The 17,645-nt window shown below is 73.1% G+C and carries 17 protein-coding genes (1 of these 17 only partly in view); 14 read left to right on the plus strand and 3 right to left on the minus strand.

Going from position 1 to position 17,645, the window contains the following annotated elements; translation table 11 throughout:
- The first annotated feature begins 21 nt into the window (after positions 1 to 21).
- From rpmI to ELX43_RS06305, 14 genes are all read left to right on the plus strand, one after another.
- On the plus strand, positions 22 to 216 hold the full coding sequence (gene rpmI, locus ELX43_RS06240) for a 50S ribosomal protein L35 (protein WP_127782609.1): 195 nt from the start codon (positions 22 to 24) through the stop codon (positions 214 to 216).
- 103 nt (positions 217 to 319) lie between these two features.
- Positions 320 to 709, plus strand: a complete 390-nt coding sequence (gene rplT, locus ELX43_RS06245) for a 50S ribosomal protein L20 (RefSeq protein ID WP_127782610.1) — start codon at positions 320 to 322, stop codon at positions 707 to 709.
- A complete protein-coding gene (locus tag ELX43_RS06250; protein WP_127782611.1) occupies positions 706 to 1,572 on the plus strand; it encodes an RNA methyltransferase in 867 nt (288 codons plus the stop codon). The genes rplT and ELX43_RS06250 overlap by 4 nt, the downstream gene beginning before the upstream one ends.
- An 87-nt stretch (positions 1,573 to 1,659) precedes the next feature.
- The gene (pheS, locus tag ELX43_RS06255) at positions 1,660 to 2,727 is read left to right on the plus strand and encodes a phenylalanine--tRNA ligase subunit alpha (RefSeq protein ID WP_127782612.1); all 1,068 of its coding nucleotides are present in this window, start codon (positions 1,660 to 1,662) and stop codon (positions 2,725 to 2,727) included.
- A 110-nt stretch (positions 2,728 to 2,837) separates the two neighbouring features.
- Positions 2,838 to 5,276, plus strand: a complete 2,439-nt coding sequence (gene pheT / locus ELX43_RS06260; RefSeq protein WP_241249874.1) for a phenylalanine--tRNA ligase subunit beta — start codon at positions 2,838 to 2,840, stop codon at positions 5,274 to 5,276.
- Positions 5,277 to 5,320: 44 nt separating this feature from the next.
- Entirely contained in the window at positions 5,321 to 6,358 is a 1,038-nt protein-coding gene (argC, locus tag ELX43_RS06265; protein WP_127782614.1) for an N-acetyl-gamma-glutamyl-phosphate reductase, read from the plus strand.
- Positions 6,355 to 7,203 (plus strand): hypothetical protein, encoded by an 849-nt coding sequence (locus ELX43_RS06270; RefSeq protein ID WP_127782615.1) that lies wholly within the window; start codon positions 6,355 to 6,357, stop codon positions 7,201 to 7,203. The genes argC and ELX43_RS06270 overlap by 4 nt, the downstream gene beginning before the upstream one ends.
- A gap of 29 nt (positions 7,204 to 7,232) precedes the next feature.
- Positions 7,233 to 8,198 (plus strand): acetylglutamate kinase, encoded by a 966-nt coding sequence (gene argB, locus ELX43_RS06275; RefSeq protein WP_127784725.1) that lies wholly within the window; start codon positions 7,233 to 7,235, stop codon positions 8,196 to 8,198.
- Positions 8,195 to 9,379: an acetylornithine transaminase gene (locus ELX43_RS06280; RefSeq protein ID WP_127782616.1), complete on the plus strand. Its 1,185-nt coding sequence runs from the start codon at positions 8,195 to 8,197 to the stop codon at positions 9,377 to 9,379. The genes argB and ELX43_RS06280 overlap by 4 nt, the downstream gene beginning before the upstream one ends.
- Positions 9,376 to 10,299 carry an ornithine carbamoyltransferase gene (gene argF / locus ELX43_RS06285; protein ID WP_127782617.1) on the plus strand — a complete coding sequence of 308 codons (924 nt, stop codon included), beginning with the start codon at positions 9,376 to 9,378 and terminating at the stop codon, positions 10,297 to 10,299. Before ELX43_RS06280 ends, argF begins: the two co-directional genes overlap by 4 nt.
- Entirely contained in the window at positions 10,296 to 10,868 is a 573-nt protein-coding gene (locus ELX43_RS06290; RefSeq protein ID WP_127782618.1) for an arginine repressor, read from the plus strand. The genes argF and ELX43_RS06290 overlap by 4 nt, the downstream gene beginning before the upstream one ends.
- Positions 10,861 to 12,060 carry an argininosuccinate synthase gene (locus tag ELX43_RS06295; protein ID WP_127782619.1) on the plus strand — a complete coding sequence of 400 codons (1,200 nt, stop codon included), beginning with the start codon at positions 10,861 to 10,863 and terminating at the stop codon, positions 12,058 to 12,060. Before ELX43_RS06290 ends, ELX43_RS06295 begins: the two co-directional genes overlap by 8 nt.
- Complete coding sequence (gene argH, locus ELX43_RS06300; RefSeq protein ID WP_127782620.1) at positions 12,057 to 13,478, plus strand: argininosuccinate lyase; 1,422 nt, start codon at positions 12,057 to 12,059, stop codon at positions 13,476 to 13,478. The genes ELX43_RS06295 and argH overlap by 4 nt, the downstream gene beginning before the upstream one ends.
- 30 nt (positions 13,479 to 13,508) lie before the next feature.
- Positions 13,509 to 14,159, plus strand: coding sequence for a DNA-3-methyladenine glycosylase (locus ELX43_RS06305; RefSeq protein WP_127782621.1), 651 nt, complete (start codon positions 13,509 to 13,511; stop codon positions 14,157 to 14,159).
- A gap of 30 nt (positions 14,160 to 14,189) precedes the next feature.
- Here the strand turns inward: ELX43_RS06305 and ELX43_RS06310 are convergent, their stop codons facing one another.
- The 3 genes in view from ELX43_RS06310 to ELX43_RS06320 are tightly spaced (at most 58 nt apart) and all read right to left on the minus strand, a layout consistent with a single transcriptional unit that may run on beyond the window.
- Positions 14,190 to 15,065, minus strand: a complete 876-nt coding sequence (locus tag ELX43_RS06310) for a CoA ester lyase (protein ID WP_127782622.1) — start codon at positions 15,063 to 15,065, stop codon at positions 14,190 to 14,192.
- 3 nt (positions 15,066 to 15,068) lie between these two features.
- A complete protein-coding gene (locus ELX43_RS06315; protein ID WP_127782623.1) occupies positions 15,069 to 16,133 on the minus strand; it encodes a CoA ester lyase in 1,065 nt (354 codons plus the stop codon).
- A 58-nt stretch (positions 16,134 to 16,191) separates the two neighbouring features.
- A protein-coding gene (locus ELX43_RS06320; RefSeq protein ID WP_127782624.1) for an SDR family NAD(P)-dependent oxidoreductase crosses the window boundary here: on the minus strand, positions 16,192 to 17,645 show its 3' portion. It continues 64 nt past the right edge of the window; 1,454 of the gene's 1,518 nt are visible here — the last part of the coding sequence; its start codon lies off the right edge, out of view; its stop codon occupies positions 16,192 to 16,194.

Consider the following 17,645-nt stretch of genomic DNA (forward strand, 5'->3'; position numbering starts at 1 on the left):
ACCAATAGTTGAGGACGACACATGCCCAAGATGAAGACCCACAAAGGCACCGCCAAGCGCATCAAGGTGACCGGCGCCGGCAAGCTCATGCGTGAGCAGGCCAACCGCCGCCACCTGCTGGAGCACAAGCCCACCAAGCGCACGCGTCGCCTCGACGGGGACACCGCTGTCGCCAAGAGCGACCAGGGCCGCATCAAGCGCCTCCTGGGCATGTGACCTGCCCTTCCCAGTGACGGCCCCGGCCCGCACCCCGCGGCGCTGAGGCCTCTCCCGCACACCCGGGCGGATCCTCGCCCCCGAGATCGACAGGACTTACCCAGTGGCACGCGTGAAGAGGGCAGTCAACGCCCAGAAGAAGCGTCGTACGACGCTCGAGTCGGCCTCCGGCTACCGCGGACAGCGCTCGCGCCTGTACCGCAAGGCCAAGGAGCAGATGCTCCACTCGATGACCTACGCCTACCGCGACCGCCGTGCGCGCAAGGGCGAGTTCCGCAAGCTGTGGATCCAGCGCATCAACGCTGCGGCCCGCGCGAACGGGATGACCTACAACCGCTTCATCCAGGGTCTCAAGGCCTCGGGCCTGGAGGTCGACCGCAAGGTGCTGGCCGACATGGCCGTCGCTGACCCGGCCGCCTTCGCCACCCTGGTGGAGCTGGCCAAGGCGCACGTCCCCGCCGACGTGAACGCACCCAAGGAGAGCGCGGCCTGAGCGCCTCGCCCTCAGCAGGAGACCGACCCGCGGACCCGTTCACCGAACGGACTCCGCGGGTCGTTTCCGCTGTCAAGCTTCATCGCGGCGCCACCCGCCGCAGCACCGGCCACTTCCTGGCCGAGGGCGCCCAGGCCGTCCGCGAGGCCCTGGCCGACGGGCAGGTCCGCGAGCTGTTCGTCACCGCCACCGCGCTGGCCGCGCACCCGGAGCTGTCCGCCGCGGCCACCGAGCGGGGCGTGCGGGTCAGCCCGGTCACCGACCGTGCCGCGGCCGCGCTGTCGGACACCGTCACCCCACAGGGCCTGGTCGCCGTGTGCGACCTGGTGGACGTCAGCCCCGAGCAGGCCCTGCACGGCTCCCCGCAGCTGGTTGCGGTGCTCGTGGACGCCGCCGAGCCGGGCAACGCAGGCACCGTCATCCGGGTGGCCGACGCCGCCGGGGCCGACGCCGTGCTGCTGGCCGGCGACAGCGTGGACGTGCACAACGGCAAGTGCGTGCGGGCCTCCACCGGCAGCGTCTTCCACCTGCCGCTGGCCCGGCACCGCCACCCGCTGGGTCTGCTCGAGCAGGCCCGCGCCGCCGGCCTGCAGGTGCTGGCCACCGCCGCGGACGGCGAGGTGGACCTCGACGACGCCGACGAGCTGCTGCGCGCACCCACCGCGTGGCTGTTCGGCAACGAGGCGCACGGGTTGAGCCCCGAGCTGGCCGCCGCGGCCGACCACCGGGTGCGCATCCCCATCCACGGCCGCGCGGAGAGCCTGAACCTGGCCACCGCGGCGGCGCTGTGCCTCTACGCCAGCGCCCGCGCCCAGCGGCGCAGCGGCCGGGCCCACCCGGGCGAAACCCCGGCGGGGCGCTGAGCACCATCGCCTAGGATCGAGGGCGCGTCCAGCCCGGCCGAGAACCAGCGGCCGGAACCCCACACAGACAACGAGGTGCACCGCTCCGTGTCCGCCACCAACGACCCCTACGACCCCAAGCAGGTCGCCGCGTTGTCCGCGGACGCGCTCGACCGGGCGCAGGAGGAGGCCGAGCAGGCCTTCGCCACCGCGGCGGACCTGGACGCGCTGGCCGCCGCCCGCACCGCCCACCTGGGCGACCGGGCCCCGGTGATGCTGGCCCGCCGCGAGCTCGGCGCCCTGCCGCCCGCGGCCCGGGCCGATGCCGGCAAGCGGGTCAACCGCGTGCGTGCCGCCGCCCAGCAGGCCTACGACGACCGGCACGCCGAGCTGCTCGCCGAGCGCGACGCCGCCGTGCTGGTGGCCGAGGCGCTGGACGTCACGCTGCCCGCCGAGCGTCAGCCGCTGGGGGCACGCCACCCCATCACCGCCATCTCCGAGCGCATCGCGGACATCTTCGTGGCCATGGGCTGGGAGGTGGCCGAGGGCCCGGAGCTGGAGGTGGAGCACTTCAACTTCGACGCGCTGAACTTCCTGCCCGACCACCCCGCCCGCACCATGCAGGACACCTTCTACGTGGCCCCCGAGGGCTCCAAGCAGGTGCTCCGCACGCACACCTCACCGGTGCAGGTGCGCTCCATGCTCGAGCGCGACCTCCCGCTGTTCGTGGTGTGCCCGGGCCGCACTTTCCGCACCGACGAGCTGGACGCCACGCACACCCCGGTGTTCCACCAGGTGGAGGGCCTGGCCATCGCCGAGGGCCTCACCATGGCCCACCTCAAGGGCACCCTGGACGCCTTCGCCAAGGCCATGTTCGGCCCGGAGTCGCGCATCCGGCTGCGCCCCAGCTACTTCCCCTTCACCGAGCCCTCGGCCGAGCCGGACGTGTGGTTCCCGGAGAAGAAGGGCGGCGCGGGCTGGGTGGAGTGGGGCGGCTGCGGCATGGTGCACCCCAACGTGCTCCGCGCCGCCGGCATCGACGCCGACCGCTACTCCGGCTTCGCCTTCGGCATGGGCATCGAGCGGACCCTGATGTTCCGCAACGGCATCCCCGACATGCGGGACATGGTCGAGGGCGACGTGCGCTTCACCCTGCCCTTCGGCGTCCAGGCCTGACGGCCACCCCCGCTGTGCCTGTAACCAGCACCGTGCCTGACAAGATCCAGCCGAGAGAGAGCTGACTGAACGTGCGCGTACCCCTGTCCTGGCTGACCACCGACGCCGGCCTGCCCACCGGCGCGCTGCCCGACGACGCGGTCGCGGTCTCCGACGCCTTCGTCCGGGTGGGCCTGGAGCTGGAGGAGCTGTTCCCGCCCGCCGACCTCAGCGGTCCGGTGGTCCTGGGGCGCGTCGCGGAGATCACCGAGCTCACCGACTTCAAGAAGCCCATCCGCTACTGCCAGGTGGACGTGGGCAACGACGAGCCGCAGAACATCGTCTGCGGGGCCACCAACTTCGCCGTCGGTGACCTGGTGGTGGTCGCCCTGCCCGGCAGCGAGCTGCCCGGCGGCTTCGCCATCGCCTCGCGCAAGACCTACGGCCACGTCTCCGACGGCATGATCTGCTCCGCCCGCGAGCTCGGGGTGGGCGGTGAGCACTCCGGCATCCTGGTGTTGCCCGCGGGCACCGGCACCCCTGGCGAGGACGCCGTGGCCGCGCTCGGCCTGGACGACACCGTCATCGAGCTCAACATCACCCCGGACCGGGGCTACTGCTTCTCCGTGCGCGGACTGGGCCGCGAGCTGGCCAGCGCCTACGACGTGGAGTTCACCGACCGTGGCCTGGCCGAGGTCCCCGCGAGCGCCGGCGACGCCTGGCCGGCGACGCTGGAGCCGGAGGCGCTGTGCGCCCGCTTCGTGGTGCGCCGGGTCACCGGGATCGACCCCGCCGCGACCACCCCGTGGTGGCTGCAGCGCCGGCTGATCCTGGCGGGCATGCGCCCGATCTCCGCCGCCGTGGACGTCACCAACTACGTGATGCTGGAGCTCGGCCAGCCGCTGCACGCCTTCGACGCCGCCACCGTGCAGGGCCCCCTGGTGGTGCGCAAGGCCCGCCGCGGCGAGAAGCTGTCCACCCTGGACGGCGTCGTGCGCACGCTCGACCCCGACGACGTGGTGATCTGCGACGACTCCGGCCCGGTGTCGCTGGCCGGCGTGATGGGCGGAGCGAGCACCGAGGTGGGGCCGCAGACCACCGACGTGCTGCTGGAGGCCGCCACCTGGGACCCGCTGAGCATCGCCCGCACGGCGCGGCGCCACAAGCTGCCCAGCGAGGCCAGCAAGCGCTTCGAGCGGGCCGTGGACCCGGCCGTGGCCGCGGTGGCCCTGGAGCGGGCCGCACAGCTGCTGGCCGAGATCGCCGGCGGCACCGTGCAGGACGGCCGCACCGACGAGGGCGGCGTGTCCACCCCGGCATCGGTCACCATGGCCGCCGACCGGCCCGACCAGGTCGCCGGCACCAGCTACCCCGAGGGCACCACCGCTCGGCGGCTGCGCCAGGTCGGCTGCACCGTGGCGGGCACCGGCACGCTGACCGTCACCCCGCCGACCTGGCGCCCGGACATCACCCAGCCGGCCGACCTGGTGGAGGAGGTGCTGCGCCTGGAGGGGCTGGACACCATCCCGTCGGTGCTGCCCGCCGCCCCCGCCGGGCGCGGCCTCACCCCGTCCCAGCGCCGGCGTCGCGCGGTGTCCAAGGCGCTGGCGTCGGCGGGCTACGTGGAGGTGCTGCCCACGCCGTTCCTGCCCGCCGGGGTGTTCGACGCCTGGGGCCTGGCGGCCGAGGACCCGCTGCGCAACACCGCCGCGGTGCTCAACCCGCTGGAGGCCGACCGCGGCCAGCTGGCCACCACGGTGCTGCCGGCGCTGCTGGAGGCCATGCAGCGCAACGTCTCCCGTGGACAGCGGGACGTGTCGCTGTTCGGCGTGGCCCAGGTGGTCCAGCCCGCGGAGGGAACTACCGAGCCCACCTCCCTGGCGGCGCTGCCGGTGGACCGCCGGCCCAGCCAGGAGGAGATCGACGCCCTGCTGGTGGCGCTGCCGCGCCAGCCCGTGCACGTCGGGGTGGTGCTGTGCGGCCAGCGCGAGCGCGCCGGCTGGTGGGGCCCGGGCCGGGCGGCTGAGACCGCCGACGCCATCGCCGCCGCCCAGTCCGTGGCCCGCGCCAGCGGCGTGGAGCTCACCGTGCGCCAGGCGCAGCAGGCGCCGTGGCACCCCGGTCGCTGCGCCGCGCTGGTGGTGGACGGAGAGGTGGTCGGCCACGCCGGCGAGCTGCACCCCGCGGTGTGCGAGCGGGCCGGCCTGCCGCCGCGCACCTGCGCCATGGAGCTGAACCTGGACGCCGTGCCGGTGCGCGAGGTGCTGGTGGCGCCGGTGGTGTCCCCGTTCCCGCCGGTGCTGCAGGACGTGGCGCTGGTGGTGGACGCCGCCGTGCCCGCGGGCGAGGTGGAGCTGGCGCTGCGCGCCGGCGGCGGTGAGCTGCTGGAGGACGTCCGCCTGTTCGACGTCTACACCGGCAAGCAGGTGGGGGAGGGCAAGCGCTCGCTGGCCTTCGCGCTGCGCTTCCGCGCCACCGACCGCACCCTCACCGAGGACGAGGCCAGCCTGGCCAGGGACGCGGCCGTGGACGCCGCCACCGCGGCCACCGGAGCACTGCTGCGCGGCTGACCCCCGCCGGTGGATAGTTTTCCATCGCGGTGCATAATCGTCGTATGACGACAAAGGTGGCGGTGGCCGGGGCCAGCGGGTACGCGGGGGGTGAGCTCCTGCGCCTGCTGCTCGGGCACCCGGCGGTGCTCTCCGGCGAGCTGGAGATCGGCGCGCTGACGGCCGGCTCCAACGCGGGCAGCACCCTGTTCGAGCACCAGCCGCAGCTGCTGCCGCTGGCCGACCGGGTGCTGGCCCCGTCCACCCCGGAGGTGCTCCGCGGGCACGACGTGGTGTTCCTGGCCCTGCCGCACGGCTACTCCGCGGAGCTGGCCAACCAGCTGGACGACGACGTGGTGATCATCGACTGCGGCGCCGACTTCCGGCTCACCGACGCCGACGCGTGGAAGCAGTACTACGGCACCGAGCACGCCGGCAGCTGGCCCTACGGCATGCCCGAGCTGCCCGGCGCCCGGGACAAGCTGCGCGGCAGCAGGCGCGTCGCCGTGCCTGGCTGCTACCCCACGGCGTGCAGCCTGGCGCTCGCGCCGGCCATGGCGGCGGGCATCGCCGAGCCCCGGGTGAACATCGTCGCCGTCACCGGTACCTCCGGGGCGGGCAAGTCCCTCAAGCCGCACCTGCTGGGCGCGGAGGTGATGGGCTCGGTCAGCGCCTACGGCGTGGGCGGCGCGCACCGGCACAACCCGGAGATCCGGCAGAACCTCTCCGCGGTCGCCGGGCAGCCGGTCACCGTCTCCTTCACCCCGGTGCTCGCCCCGATGCCGCGCGGCATCCTGGCCACCTGCACCGCCCCCACCACCGCCAGCGCCGCGCAGGCCCGCGCGGTCTACGAGCAGGCCTACGCCGACGAGCCCTTCGTGCACGTGCTGGGGGACGGGAAGTTTCCCAGCACCGGTGCGGTGCTCGGCTCCAACGTGGTGCAGCTGGGCGTCACCGTGGACGAGGCCGCGGGGCTGCTCGTGGTGGTCGCCGCGGTGGACAACCTGACCAAGGGCACCGCCGGCGCTGCCGTGCAGTGCATGAACCTCTCGCTGGGCCTGCCGGAGACGGCAGGCCTGCCGCGGACGGGAGTGGCCCCGTGAGTCCCAACCCAGACCCCACCGGCCCCACACCGCTGAGCGTGGTGCGCAACCGTGGGGTCACCGCCCCCGCCGGCTTCCGGGCCTCGGCGATGGAGGCAGCCGCCGACACCGACGTGGCGCTGGCCCTGCTGGTCAACGAGGGTCCCGACCTCGCCGCGGCCGGGCTGCTCAGCTCCGGCGAGCAGCGCACCGCGCCCCAGCTGTGGACCCAGCAGGTAGTCACCACCGGTCGGCTGCGTGCCGTGCTGGTGCACACCGGTGTCTGCAGCCCCGGCGCCACCGCTGACCTGAGCGGCGCCAGCGAGGCCGCCAGTGCCGACTTCGGCGACACCCACCAGCTGGCCGAGACGGTGGCGAGCACCCTGAGCAGCTGGGGCAGCAGCACCGGCGCCGTGGAGGTCGCCGTGTGCGCCACCGGCGGCTCCGGCCACCGCGCCGCGGGGCAGGTGCTGGTGGCCGGGGCCGAGGAGGCCGTGCGCGAGCTGGCCGGCGGGCTGGTCGGCGGCACCGACGCTGCGTGGGCCATCGCCGGCCCGGCCCGGGTGGCGCAGGCTGCGCTGGCGCACGAGGCCGGCTGGATCGTCGGCGGCATGGTCGGGGGAGCCGGTACCGCTGCGGCGGGCACCACCTGCCTGCTCACCTGCGACGCCGTCGCCGACCCCACCACCCTGCGCGACGCCCTCGCCGCGGCCACCGCCGACCGGCTGCCGCTGCCCGCCTGCACCACCGTGGTGCTGCAGGCGTCCGGTGCCAGCGAGGTGACGGCGTCGCCGCAGGCGCTCAGCGCCGTGGTGGGCGCGATCTACGACGACCTGCAGGCGCAGGTCACCGAGGGGGACCTGTGAGCACCACCGCACCACTGGACACGGCGCAGCTGGCGGCCGACCCGCTGGACCAGGCGCAGCACAAGGCCAGCGTGCTGATCGAGGCCCTGCCCTGGCTGCAGCGCTTCCACGGCAAGATCGTGGTGGTCAAGTACGGCGGCAACGCCATGATCGACGACCGGCTCAAGCACGCCTTCGCCCAGGACATGGTGTTCCTGCGCACCGCGGGAATTCACCCCGTGGTGGTGCACGGCGGCGGTCCGCAGATCAGCGCGATGCTGGCCCGGCTGGGCATGGAGGGGGAGTTCAAGGGCGGCCTGCGGGTCACCACCCCCGAGGTGATGGACGTGGTGCGGATGGTGCTCTTCGGCCAGGTCGGCCGGGAGCTCGTCGGGCTGATCAACGCCCATGGCCCGCTCGCGGTGGGGCTGTCCGGCGAGGACGCGCACCTGTTCACCGCCGCCCGGCGCACCGCCACCGTGGACGGTGAGCCGGTGGACATCGGGCTGGTCGGCGACGTCGTGGGCGTCAACCCCGCCGCGGTGCTCGACCTCGTCGGGGCCGGTCGCATCCCGGTGGTCTCCTCCATCGCCCCCGACCTCGACGGCGTGGTGCACAACGTCAACGCCGACACCGCCGCCGCCGCGCTGGCGGAGGCCCTGGGCGCGGAGAAGCTGGTGGTGCTCACCGACGTCGAGGGGCTCTACACCGACTGGCCCGACCGCACCTCGCTGCGCTCGGTGATCGACGCCGACGAGCTGGCCACCCTGGTGCCCAGCCTCAGCGCGGGCATGGTGCCCAAGATGGAAGCCTGCCTGCGGGCCGTGCGCGGGGGAGTGCCCACCGCCCACGTCATCGACGGCCGCACCGCCCACTCCGTCCTGCTCGAGGTGTTCACCTCGCAGGGCATCGGGACGATGGTGGTCCCGCCCCCTGCCCAGACCCCCACTGGCCAGACCCCCACTCTGCGCACCCCCACCGTGCAGAACCCCACGAGGCCGGGAGCCCTGTCATGACCGCGCCCCTGCAGCAGCGCTGGAACCACGCCCTGATGAACAACTACGGCACCCCGCCGGTGGCGCTGGTCCGCGGCTCCGGGGCGGTGGTCACCGACGCCGACGGCAAGGACTACCTCGACCTGCTGGGCGGCATCGCGGTCAACCTGCTGGGCCACGCCCACCCCGCGATCGTCGAGGCCGTCACCAACCAGGTGTCCACCCTGGGCCACGTCTCCAACCTGTACCTCAACGAGCGCGCCCTGGAGCTGGCCGAGCGGCTGGTGGCCAAGGTGGGTCGCGAGGACGCCCGGGTGGTGTTCGGCAACTCCGGGGCGGAGGCCAACGAGGCCGCCTTCAAGATCGCCCGGCGCACCGGTCGGCCCACCATCATCGCCGCGGAGAACTCCTTCCACGGCCGCACCATGGGCTCGCTGGCCCTGACCGGCCAGGAGGCCAAGCGGGCGCCCTTCGAGCCGATGCCGCCGGGGGTGCGGCACGTGCCCTACGGCGACGTCGTGGCGCTGGAGCGCGCCGTGGACGGTGACACCGCCGCGGTGATGCTCGAGCCGATGATGGGCGAGTTCGGCGTGGTGGTCCCGCCGGAGGGCTACCTGGCCGCGGCGCGGGAGATCACCAGCCGCCACGGCGCGCTGCTCATGCTGGACGAGGTGCAGACCGGCGTGGGCCGCACCGGCCACTTCTTCGCCCACCAGTCCGCCGGCATCACCCCCGACGTGATCACCCTGGCCAAGGGGCTCGGTGGTGGGCTGCCCATCGGTGCCTGCATCGGCATCGGCCGGGCGGCCACGCTGCTCGAGCCCGGCCAGCACGGCACCACCTTCGGTGGGAACCCGGTGTCCTGCGCTGCCGCGCTGGCGGTGCTGTCCACGATGGACTCCGAGCGCCTGGTGGAGCGGGCCGCCGCACTGGGCAAGACCCTCGCCACCGGCATCGAGGAGCTCGCCCACCCGCTGGTGGACCACGTCCGGGGCGCTGGGATGCTGCTCGGCGTGGTGCTGCGCGCCGACCTCGCCCCCCAGGTGGAGCTGGCCGCCCGGCGCGCCGGGTTCCTGGTCAACGCCGCACGGCCCGAGGTCGTCCGGCTCGCGCCGCCGCTGGTGCTCACCGACGAGCAGGCCACCAGCTTCCTCACCGCTCTTCCCGCCATCCTCGACACCGCACAGGAGCCCACCTCATGACCCGCCACTTCCTGCGTGACGACGACCTCTCCCCGGCCGAGCAGGCCGAGGTGCTGGAGCTCGCCGCGCAGCTGAGGGCCGCGCCGTACTCCAAGCGTCCCCTGGAGGGGCCGCAGGGCGTCGGGGTGATCTTCGAGAAGAACTCCACCCGCACCCGCTTCTCCTTCGAGGTGGGCATCGCCCAGCTGGGCGGGCACGCCGTCGTGGTGGACGGGCGCACCATGCAGCTGGGCCGCGAGGAGACCATCGACGACACCGGACGGGTGCTGTCCCGCTACGTCAGCGCCATCGTCTGGCGCACCTTCGCCCAGCGCCGCCTGGAGCAGATGGTCGCCGGGGCCACCGTGCCGGTGGTCAACGCGCTCTCCGACGAGTTCCACCCCTGCCAGGTGCTCGCCGACCTGCAGACCATCAAGCAGCGCCGGGGCGAGCTGGCCGGGCTGCGGATGACCTACTTCGGCGACGGCGCCAACAACATGGCGCACTCGCTGCTGCTGGGCGGGGCCACCGCCGGGATGCACGTCACCGTGGCCGCCCCGGAGGGCTTCACCCCGGAGCCGGGCATCCTGGAGGCCGCCGCCAAGCGAGCCGCCGAGACCGGCGGCAGCGTGCACACCACCACCAGCGCCGACGCCGGTGCCGACGGTGCCGACGTGCTGGTCACCGACACCTGGACCTCCATGGGCCAGGAGGACGACGGGCTGGACCGGGTGCGGCCCTTCCGTCCCTTCCAGGTCAACGCCCGCATGCTCGGGCTGGCCGCGGCCAACCCGGTGGTGCTGCACTGCCTGCCCGCCCACCGCGGGGACGAGATCACCGACGAGGTCCTCGACGGGGTGCACAGCGGCGTGTGGGACGAGGCGGAGAACCGGCTGCACGCACAGAAGGCGCTGCTGACCTGGTTGCTGGAGCACCAGTGACCGGAGCGGGCAGGACCGCAGGGCTCAGCCGGGTGGCGCGGCAGGCCCGCATCACCGAGCTGCTGCGCACCGCGGAGGTGCGCAGCCACCGGGAGCTGGCCGCCCTCCTGCTCGCTGAAGGCGTCGAGGCCACCCAGGCCACCCTGTCCCGCGACCTCGACGAGCTCGGCGCGGTGAAGCTGCGCGGGGCGGACGGCGGCGTGGGGGTCTACGTCATCCCCGAGGAGGGCAGCCCCGTGCGGAGCGTGCAGGGCGGCACCGACCGCCTCGGCCGCATGCTCGCCGAGCTGCTCGTCTCCGCCGACCACAGTGCCAACCTGGCGGTGCTGCGCACTCCCCCTGGGGCCGCGCAGTTCCTGGCCAGCGCGCTGGACCGGGCCGCCCTGCACGAGGTTGTCGGAACCATCGCCGGGGATGACACCATCATGGTGCTGGCCCGGGAGCCGCTCAGCGGTGCCGCGCTGGCCGACAGGCTGCTCACCCTTGCCCGGGCCGACCGGGTACTTGCACCAACCACCACCGATATCGCACAAGCAACAGATCTGAAGGAGACCACAACTCATGGCTGATCGCGTCGTACTCGCCTACTCGGGCGGGCTGGACACCTCTGTCGCCATCAGCTGGATCGGCAAGGAGACCGGCGCTGACGTCGTCGCCGTCGCCATCGACCTGGGCCAGGGCGGGGAGGACATGGCCGACATCCGCCAGCGCGCCCTGGACTGCGGCGCGGTGGAGTCCGTGGTCATCGACGCCCGCAACGAGTTCGCCGACGAGTACTGCCTGCCCACCATCGAGGCCAACGCCCTCTACATGGACCGCTACCCGCTGGTCTCGGCCATCAGCCGGCCGCTGATCGTCAAGCACCTGGTCACCGCGGCCCGCGCCCACGGCGGCACCATCGTCGCCCACGGCTGCACCGGCAAGGGCAACGACCAGGTCCGCTTCGAGGTCGGCTTCAACACCCTCGCGCCCGACCTGAAGGTGCTCGCGCCCGTCCGCGACTACGCCTGGACCCGGGAGAAGGCCATCGCCTTCGCCGAGGACAACGGCATCCCGATCCAGGTCTCCAAGCGCTCGCCGTTCTCCATCGACCAGAACGTGTGGGGTCGCGCGGTGGAGACCGGGTTCCTCGAGGACCTGTGGAACGCGCCCACCAAGGACGTCTACTCCTACACCGAGGACCCCACCGTCAACTGGCAGGCGCCCGACGAGCTGATCATCAGCTTCGAGAAGGGTCGCCCGGTCGCCATCGACGGCCGCCCGGTCACCGTGCTGCAGGCCATCGAGGAGCTCAACCGCCGCGCCGGTGCGCAGGGCGTGGGCCGGCTGGACGTGGTGGAGGACCGCCTCGTCGGCATCAAGAGCCGCGAGATCTACGAGGCCCCCGGTGCGATGGTGCTCATCACCGCCCACCAGGAGCTCGAGCACGTCACCCTGGAGCGCGAGCTGGGCCGCTACAAGCGCCAGATGGAGCAGCGCTGGAGCGAGCTGGTCTACGACGGCCTGTGGTTCTCCCCGCTCAAGGAGGCGCTGGACACCTTCGTGACCAAGACCCAGGAGCACGTCACCGGCGACATTCGCCTGGTGCTGCACGGCGGCGCCATCGCCGTCAACGGTCGGCGCAGCGCCGAGTCGCTCTACGACTTCAACCTGGCCACCTACGACGAGGGCGACACCTTCGACCAGTCCTCGGCCAAGGGCTTCGTGCAGCTGCACGGGCTGTCCTCCAAGATCGCCGGCAAGCGGGACCTGGGCTTGTGAGCGAGGGCACGCACTCCGGTCTGTGGGGCGGGCGCTTCGCGTCCGGTCCCGCGGAGGCCATGGCCGCGCTGAGCAAGTCCACCCACTTCGACTGGGTGCTGGCGCCCTACGACGTGCGGGCCTCCCAGGCCCACGCACGGGTGCTGCACAAGGCGGGCCTGCTCTCCGACGCTGACCTGGCGACCATGCTGGACGGGCTCACCCGGCTGGCGGCCGACGTCGAGAGCGGGGCGTTCACCGCCGCCCACGACGACGAGGACGTGCACAGCGCCCTGGAGCGCGGGCTCATCGAGCGGGTGGGGCCGGAGGTGGGTGGACGGCTGCGGGCCGGTCGCTCGCGCAACGACCAGGTCGCCACCCTGTTCCGCATGTGGCTGCGCGACGCGGTGCGGGTGGTGGCCGAGGGCGTGCTCGACGTGGTGGACGCGCTGGCCACCCAGGCAGCGCGGCACCCCGACGCCGTGATGCCCGGACGCACGCACCTGCAGCACGCACAGCCGGTGCTGCTGGCCCACCACCTGCTGGCGCACACCCACCCGCTGCTGCGCGACGTGTCCCGGCTGCGCGACTTCGACCGACGCACGGCGGTGTCGCCCTACGGCTCGGGTGCGCTGGCCGGTTCCTCGCTGGGCCTGGACCCGGACGCGGTGGCCGCCGAGCTGGGCTTCACCGCCGCGGCGGAGAACTCCATCGACGCCACCTCCTCGCGGGACTTCGCGGCCGAGGCGGCGTTCGTGCTGGCGATGATCGGGGTGGACCTGTCCCGGCTGGCCGAGGAAGTCATCCTCTGGAGCACCGCGGAGTTCAGCTACGTCACGCTGGCCGACGCCTGGTCCACCGGGTCCTCGATCATGCCGCAGAAGAAGAACCCCGACGTCGCCGAGCTCACCCGCGGCAAGTCGGGCCGGCTGATCGGCAACCTCACCGGGCTGCTGGCCACGCTCAAGGCCCAGCCGCTGGCCTACAACCGGGACCTGCAGGAGGACAAGGAGCCGCTGTTCGACTCCGTCACCCAGCTGCAGCTGCTGCTGCCGGCCATCACCGGGCTGGTGTCCACCCTGCAGTTCCACACCGACCGGATGGCCGAGCTGGCCCCGGCCGGGTTCACCCTGGCCACCGACGTGGCCGAGTGGCTGGTGCGCCAGGGCGTGGCCTTCCGGGTCGCCCACGAGGCGGCGGGGGCCTGCGTCCGCGTCGCCGAGGGCCGTGGCGTGGGCCTGGAGGACCTGACCGACGCCGAGCTGGCGGAGATCGACCCGCACCTGACACCGGCCGTGCGCGAGGTGCTCACGGTCACTGGCTCCATCGCCTCCCGCGACGCCCACGGCGGCACCGCCGGGGTGCGGGTGGCCGAGCAGCTCAGCGGGGTGCAGGCCGACTCGCAGCAGCACCGCAAGTGGGCCACCGCTCTTCGATGAACCCCGCTCTTCGATGAACCCAGCTCTCCGATGAGCGCGCGGCTGGACGCGCAGTTCTTCGCCCGCCCCGCCGTGGAGGTGGCACCGCAGCTGCTCGGCTGCGTGCTGCACCACGGCGAGGTGGCGCTGCGCATCACCGAGGTCGAGGCCTACATGGGCGAGGTCGACCCTGGCTCGCACGCCTACCGCGGGGAGAGCCGGCGCAACAGCGCCATGTTCGGCCCGCCGGGGCACCTCTACGTCTACGCGCACATGGGGCTGCACCACTGCGCGAACCTGGTCTGCAGCCCGGCGGGCACCGCGCACGGGGTGCTGCTGCGGGCCGGTGAGGTGATCGCCGGTGCCGAGGTGGCGATGGCCCGGCGCAACGTGGGCAAGGGGGTGTGCCGCACCGAGATCGACCTGGCGCGCGGACCGGCCCGGCTCACCGTGGCGCTGGGCCTCACCCTGGCCGACAACCACGCCTCGGTGGTCGACCCCGGCGGCGACCTCTGCGTCACCGCTGCGGCCGAGCCGGTGCCGGCGGCGTCGATCGTGCAGGGCCCGCGCGTGGGCGTCGGCGGGGAGGGCGGCGACGCCGAGCGCTTCCCGTGGCGGTACTGGATCGCCGGCGACCCCACGGTGTCGCTGTACAAGGCGGCCCCACCACCCAAGAAGCGGCGCCAGGAAGCTCGTCCCTGACGCCGCCTCTCCAGCGGGTGCGGTGCCTGGTCAGCCCTGGAGCGCGCCGATCGCATCGGCGACGGCCAGGATCCGCTTGGCGTTGTCCACGTGCAGGTTCTCGATCATCCGTCCGTTCACGGTGACCACGCCGCGGCCCTCGCGCTGGGCCTCCTCGAACGCGGCGATGATCTCCTGCGCGGAGGCGATCTCCTCCTCGGTGGGGGCGAAGGCGGTGTTGCACGGCTCGATCTGCTTCGGGTGGATCAGCGTCTTGCCGTCGAAGCCCATCTGCCGGGCCTGCAGGCACTCCGCGGTGAACCCGTCCAGGTTGCTCACGTCGTTGTAGACGCCGTCCAGGATCTCCTTGTCTGCAGCGCGGGCGGCCAGCAGCGCCAGCTGCAGCCCGCCCATCAGCGGCAGGCGCCCGGGCACGTGCTCGGCGTGCAGCTCCTTGGCCAGGTCGTTGGTGCCCATCACCAGCACGGTCAGCCGCTCCGAGGCCGCGCAGATCTGCTCGGCGTGCAGCATCGCGATCGGGGTCTCCAGCATCGCCCAGATCTTCGTGTGCGCCGGGGCGCCACCAGCCTCCAGGCCGCGCTCGATGGCCTCGACGTCGGCCACGGAGTTGATCTTGGGCACCACCACGGCGGCCGGGCCGGCCTTGGCCACCGCGGCCAGGTCGTCCTCGTGCCACTGGGTGCCGATGCCGTTGATCCGGATGGTCACCTCGCGGTCGCCGTACTCCCCGGACTGCGCGGCGGCGCACACGCGGGCGCGGGCGTCGACCTTGGCGTCGGGGGCGACGGCGTCCTCGAGGTCGAGGATGAGGGAGTCGGTGGGCAGGGTCTTGGCCTTCTCCAGCGCGCGCTCGTTGGCGCCGGGCATGTAGAGGACCGACCGGCGGGGACGCAGGTGCTCAGCCATGGCTCAGGCCTCCTTGCCGGCGAAGCCGTAGGCCTCGGCGAGGTCGGCGTCCTTCTCGGCGAGCTCGCGGGCCAGCTGCACCATCACCTGGCACTGCTTGACCGACGCGTCGTCCTCCATCTTGCCGTTGAGCATCACCGCACCGGTGCCGTCGCCCATGGCCTCGATGACCTCCAGGGCGTGCCGGACGTCCTCGGGGTCGGGGGAGAAGACCTTTTTGGCGATGTCGATCTGCACCGGGTGCAGGCTCCACGCGCCGACGCAGCCGAGCAGGAAGGCGTTGCGGAACTGGTCCTCGCAGGCCACGACGTCCTTGATGTCCCCGAAGGGGCCGTAGAACGGGAGGATGCCGTTGGCCGCGCAGGCGTCGACCATGCGCGCCAGGGTGTAGTGCCACAGGTCCTGCTGGTAGACGGGGCGCTCGCCCTCGATGTTGCCGTCGGTCGGGTCCTGGCGCACCAGGTAGCCGGGGTGCCCACCGCCCACCCGGGTGGTCTTCATCCGGCGGTTGGCGGCCAGGTCGGCCGGGCCCAGGGACAGGCCCTGCATGCGCGGGCTGGCCGAGCAGATCTCCTCCACGTTGACCACGCCGCGCGCGGTCTCCAGCAGGGCGTTGATCATGATCGGCTTCTGGATGCCGGCCTTGGCCTCGAGCTGGGCCAGCAGGCGGTCCACGTAGTGGATGTCCTCGGCGCCCTCCACCTTGGGCACCATGATGACGTCGAGCTTGTCGCCGATCTCGGTGACCAGCGTGGTCACGTCGTCCAGGAACCACGGCGACTCCAGGCTGTTCACCCGGGTCCACAGCTGGGTCTCGCCGAAGTCGTTGGCCTTGGCGATCTTCACCAGGCCGTGGCGGGCGGCCTCCTTGTTGTCCGCCTTGATGGCGTCCTCGAGGTTGCCCAGCAGGATGTCCACCTTGGCGGCGAGCTGGGGGACCTTGGCCGCCATCTTCTCGTTGCTGGGGTCGAAGAAGTGGATCATCCGCGACGGCCGCACCGGGATCTCCCGGAGCGGCTCCGGGGCACCGACGGCGAGGGGGCGGAAGAAGTCCTTGGGGGAGCGCATGAATCTCCGTTCCAGCTAGCTGGTGGGGTGGTTGCAGGTCGACCAACTCTAGGCGGGCCTACCAGGCTGACGGGCGGTAGTCCTTGAGGAAGCAGCCGTAGAGGTCCTCGCCCTGCTCCCCACGCACGATCGGGTCGTACACCCGGGCCGCGCCGTCCACCAGGTCCAGCGGGGCGTGGAAGCCCTCCTCGGCCAGGCGCATCTTGGTCGGGTGCGGGCGCTCGTCGGTGATCCAGCCGGTGTCCACCGCGGTCATCAGGATGCCGTCGTCGAGCATCTCCCCGGCACTGGTGCGGGTGAGCATGTTCAGGGCGGCCTTGGCCATGTTGGTGTGCGGGTGTCCCGGACCCTTGTAGGCGCGGCTGAACTGTCCCTCCATGGCCGACACGTTCACCACGTACTTGCGGCGGGCCTTGGCCGCGGCCATCGCCGGGCGCAGCCGGCTCACCAGGATGAACGGCGCGGTGGTGTTGCACAGCTGCACCTCCAGCAGCTCCAGCGCGTCCACCTCGTGCACCCGCTGGGTCCAGCTGTTCACCGGTGCCTCGTCGGGCACCAGGCCACCGGCGTCGATGGCGCTGCGGTCGGCCACCCGCGCCGGCGAGGCCGAGCCGGCGGTCAGGGCCAGCGCGGTCAGGGCGTGCGGGGTGGGGCTGGTGGCGAGCGAACCGGCCAGCGCCGCGGGGTGCGCGTCGCTGATGTGGTCGAAGGTGATCAGCTCGGGCAGCGGCCCGGCCGGCAGGGGAGCGGACTCCGCGGCGGCCAGCGGGGCGTACGAGCCCGGCGAGCGGCGCACCGTCTGCGCAGCGTTGTTGATGAGGATGTCCAGCGGCCCCGCGGCGGCCACCGAGTCCGCCAGCGCCACCACCTGCGCGGGGTCGCGCAGGTCGATGCCCACGATGCGCAGCCGGTGAAGCCAGTCGGCGCTGTCCTCCATGGCGGTGAACCGGCGGATCGCGTCGTTGGGGAAGCGGGTGGTGATGGTGGTGTGCGCGCCGTCGCGCAGCAGCCGCAGCGCGATGTACATGCCGATCTTGGCCCGGCCCCCGGTGAGCAGCGCCCGGCGGCCGGTGAGGTCGGCGCGGGCGTCGCGGCGGGCGCGGTTCTCGGCGGCGCAGTCCGGGCACAGCTGGTGGTAGAAGGCGTCCACCAAGGTGTACTTCGCCTTGCAGATGTAGCAGGCGCGGGCCACCAGCAGCTCACCCGCGGTGGCCCCGGCGGCGTTGGACACCAGGGGGATGCCCTCGGTCTCGTCGTCGATGCGGTCGGGGGACCCGGTGGCGGTCGCGGCGATGACGGCCTTGTCGGCCGCGGCCACGGCGGCACGCTTGTCCGCCCGGCGCTGGTGCTTGACCGCCTTGAACACCCCGGCGGTGGCCCGGCGGACGGCGACGGAGTCGGGGTGGTCCACCGGCAGCGCGCGCACCTGCTGCAGCACCCGCAGGCAGGTGGCCAGGTCGGTGGGGTCCAGCGCGGACTCGGCGTGGGGCTCGCTGGCGGTCTGGGCCAGCT

Origin of the sequence: Rhodococcus sp. X156 (assembly GCF_004006015.1) — a bacterium.
Taxonomy (GTDB): Bacteria; Actinomycetota; Actinomycetes; order Mycobacteriales; family Mycobacteriaceae; genus X156.

Excerpts from the sequence above, each read along its gene's own strand:
- rpmI (WP_127782609.1), top strand. The coding sequence starts at position 22 with ATGCCCAAGATGAAGACCCACAAAGGCACCGCCAAGCGCATCAAGGTG.
- argC (WP_127782614.1), top strand. The coding sequence starts at position 5,321 with ATGACGACAAAGGTGGCGGTGGCCGGGGCCAGCGGGTACGCGGGGGGT.
- ELX43_RS06280 (WP_127782616.1), top strand. The coding sequence starts at position 8,195 with ATGACCGCGCCCCTGCAGCAGCGCTGGAACCACGCCCTGATGAACAAC.
- argF (WP_127782617.1), top strand. The coding sequence starts at position 9,376 with ATGACCCGCCACTTCCTGCGTGACGACGACCTCTCCCCGGCCGAGCAG.
- ELX43_RS06295 (WP_127782619.1), top strand. The coding sequence starts at position 10,861 with ATGGCTGATCGCGTCGTACTCGCCTACTCGGGCGGGCTGGACACCTCT.
- ELX43_RS06305 (WP_127782621.1), top strand. The coding sequence starts at position 13,509 with ATGAGCGCGCGGCTGGACGCGCAGTTCTTCGCCCGCCCCGCCGTGGAG.
- ELX43_RS06310 (WP_127782622.1), bottom strand. The coding sequence starts at position 15,065 with ATGGCTGAGCACCTGCGTCCCCGCCGGTCGGTCCTCTACATGCCCGGC.
- ELX43_RS06315 (WP_127782623.1), bottom strand. The coding sequence starts at position 16,133 with ATGCGCTCCCCCAAGGACTTCTTCCGCCCCCTCGCCGTCGGTGCCCCG.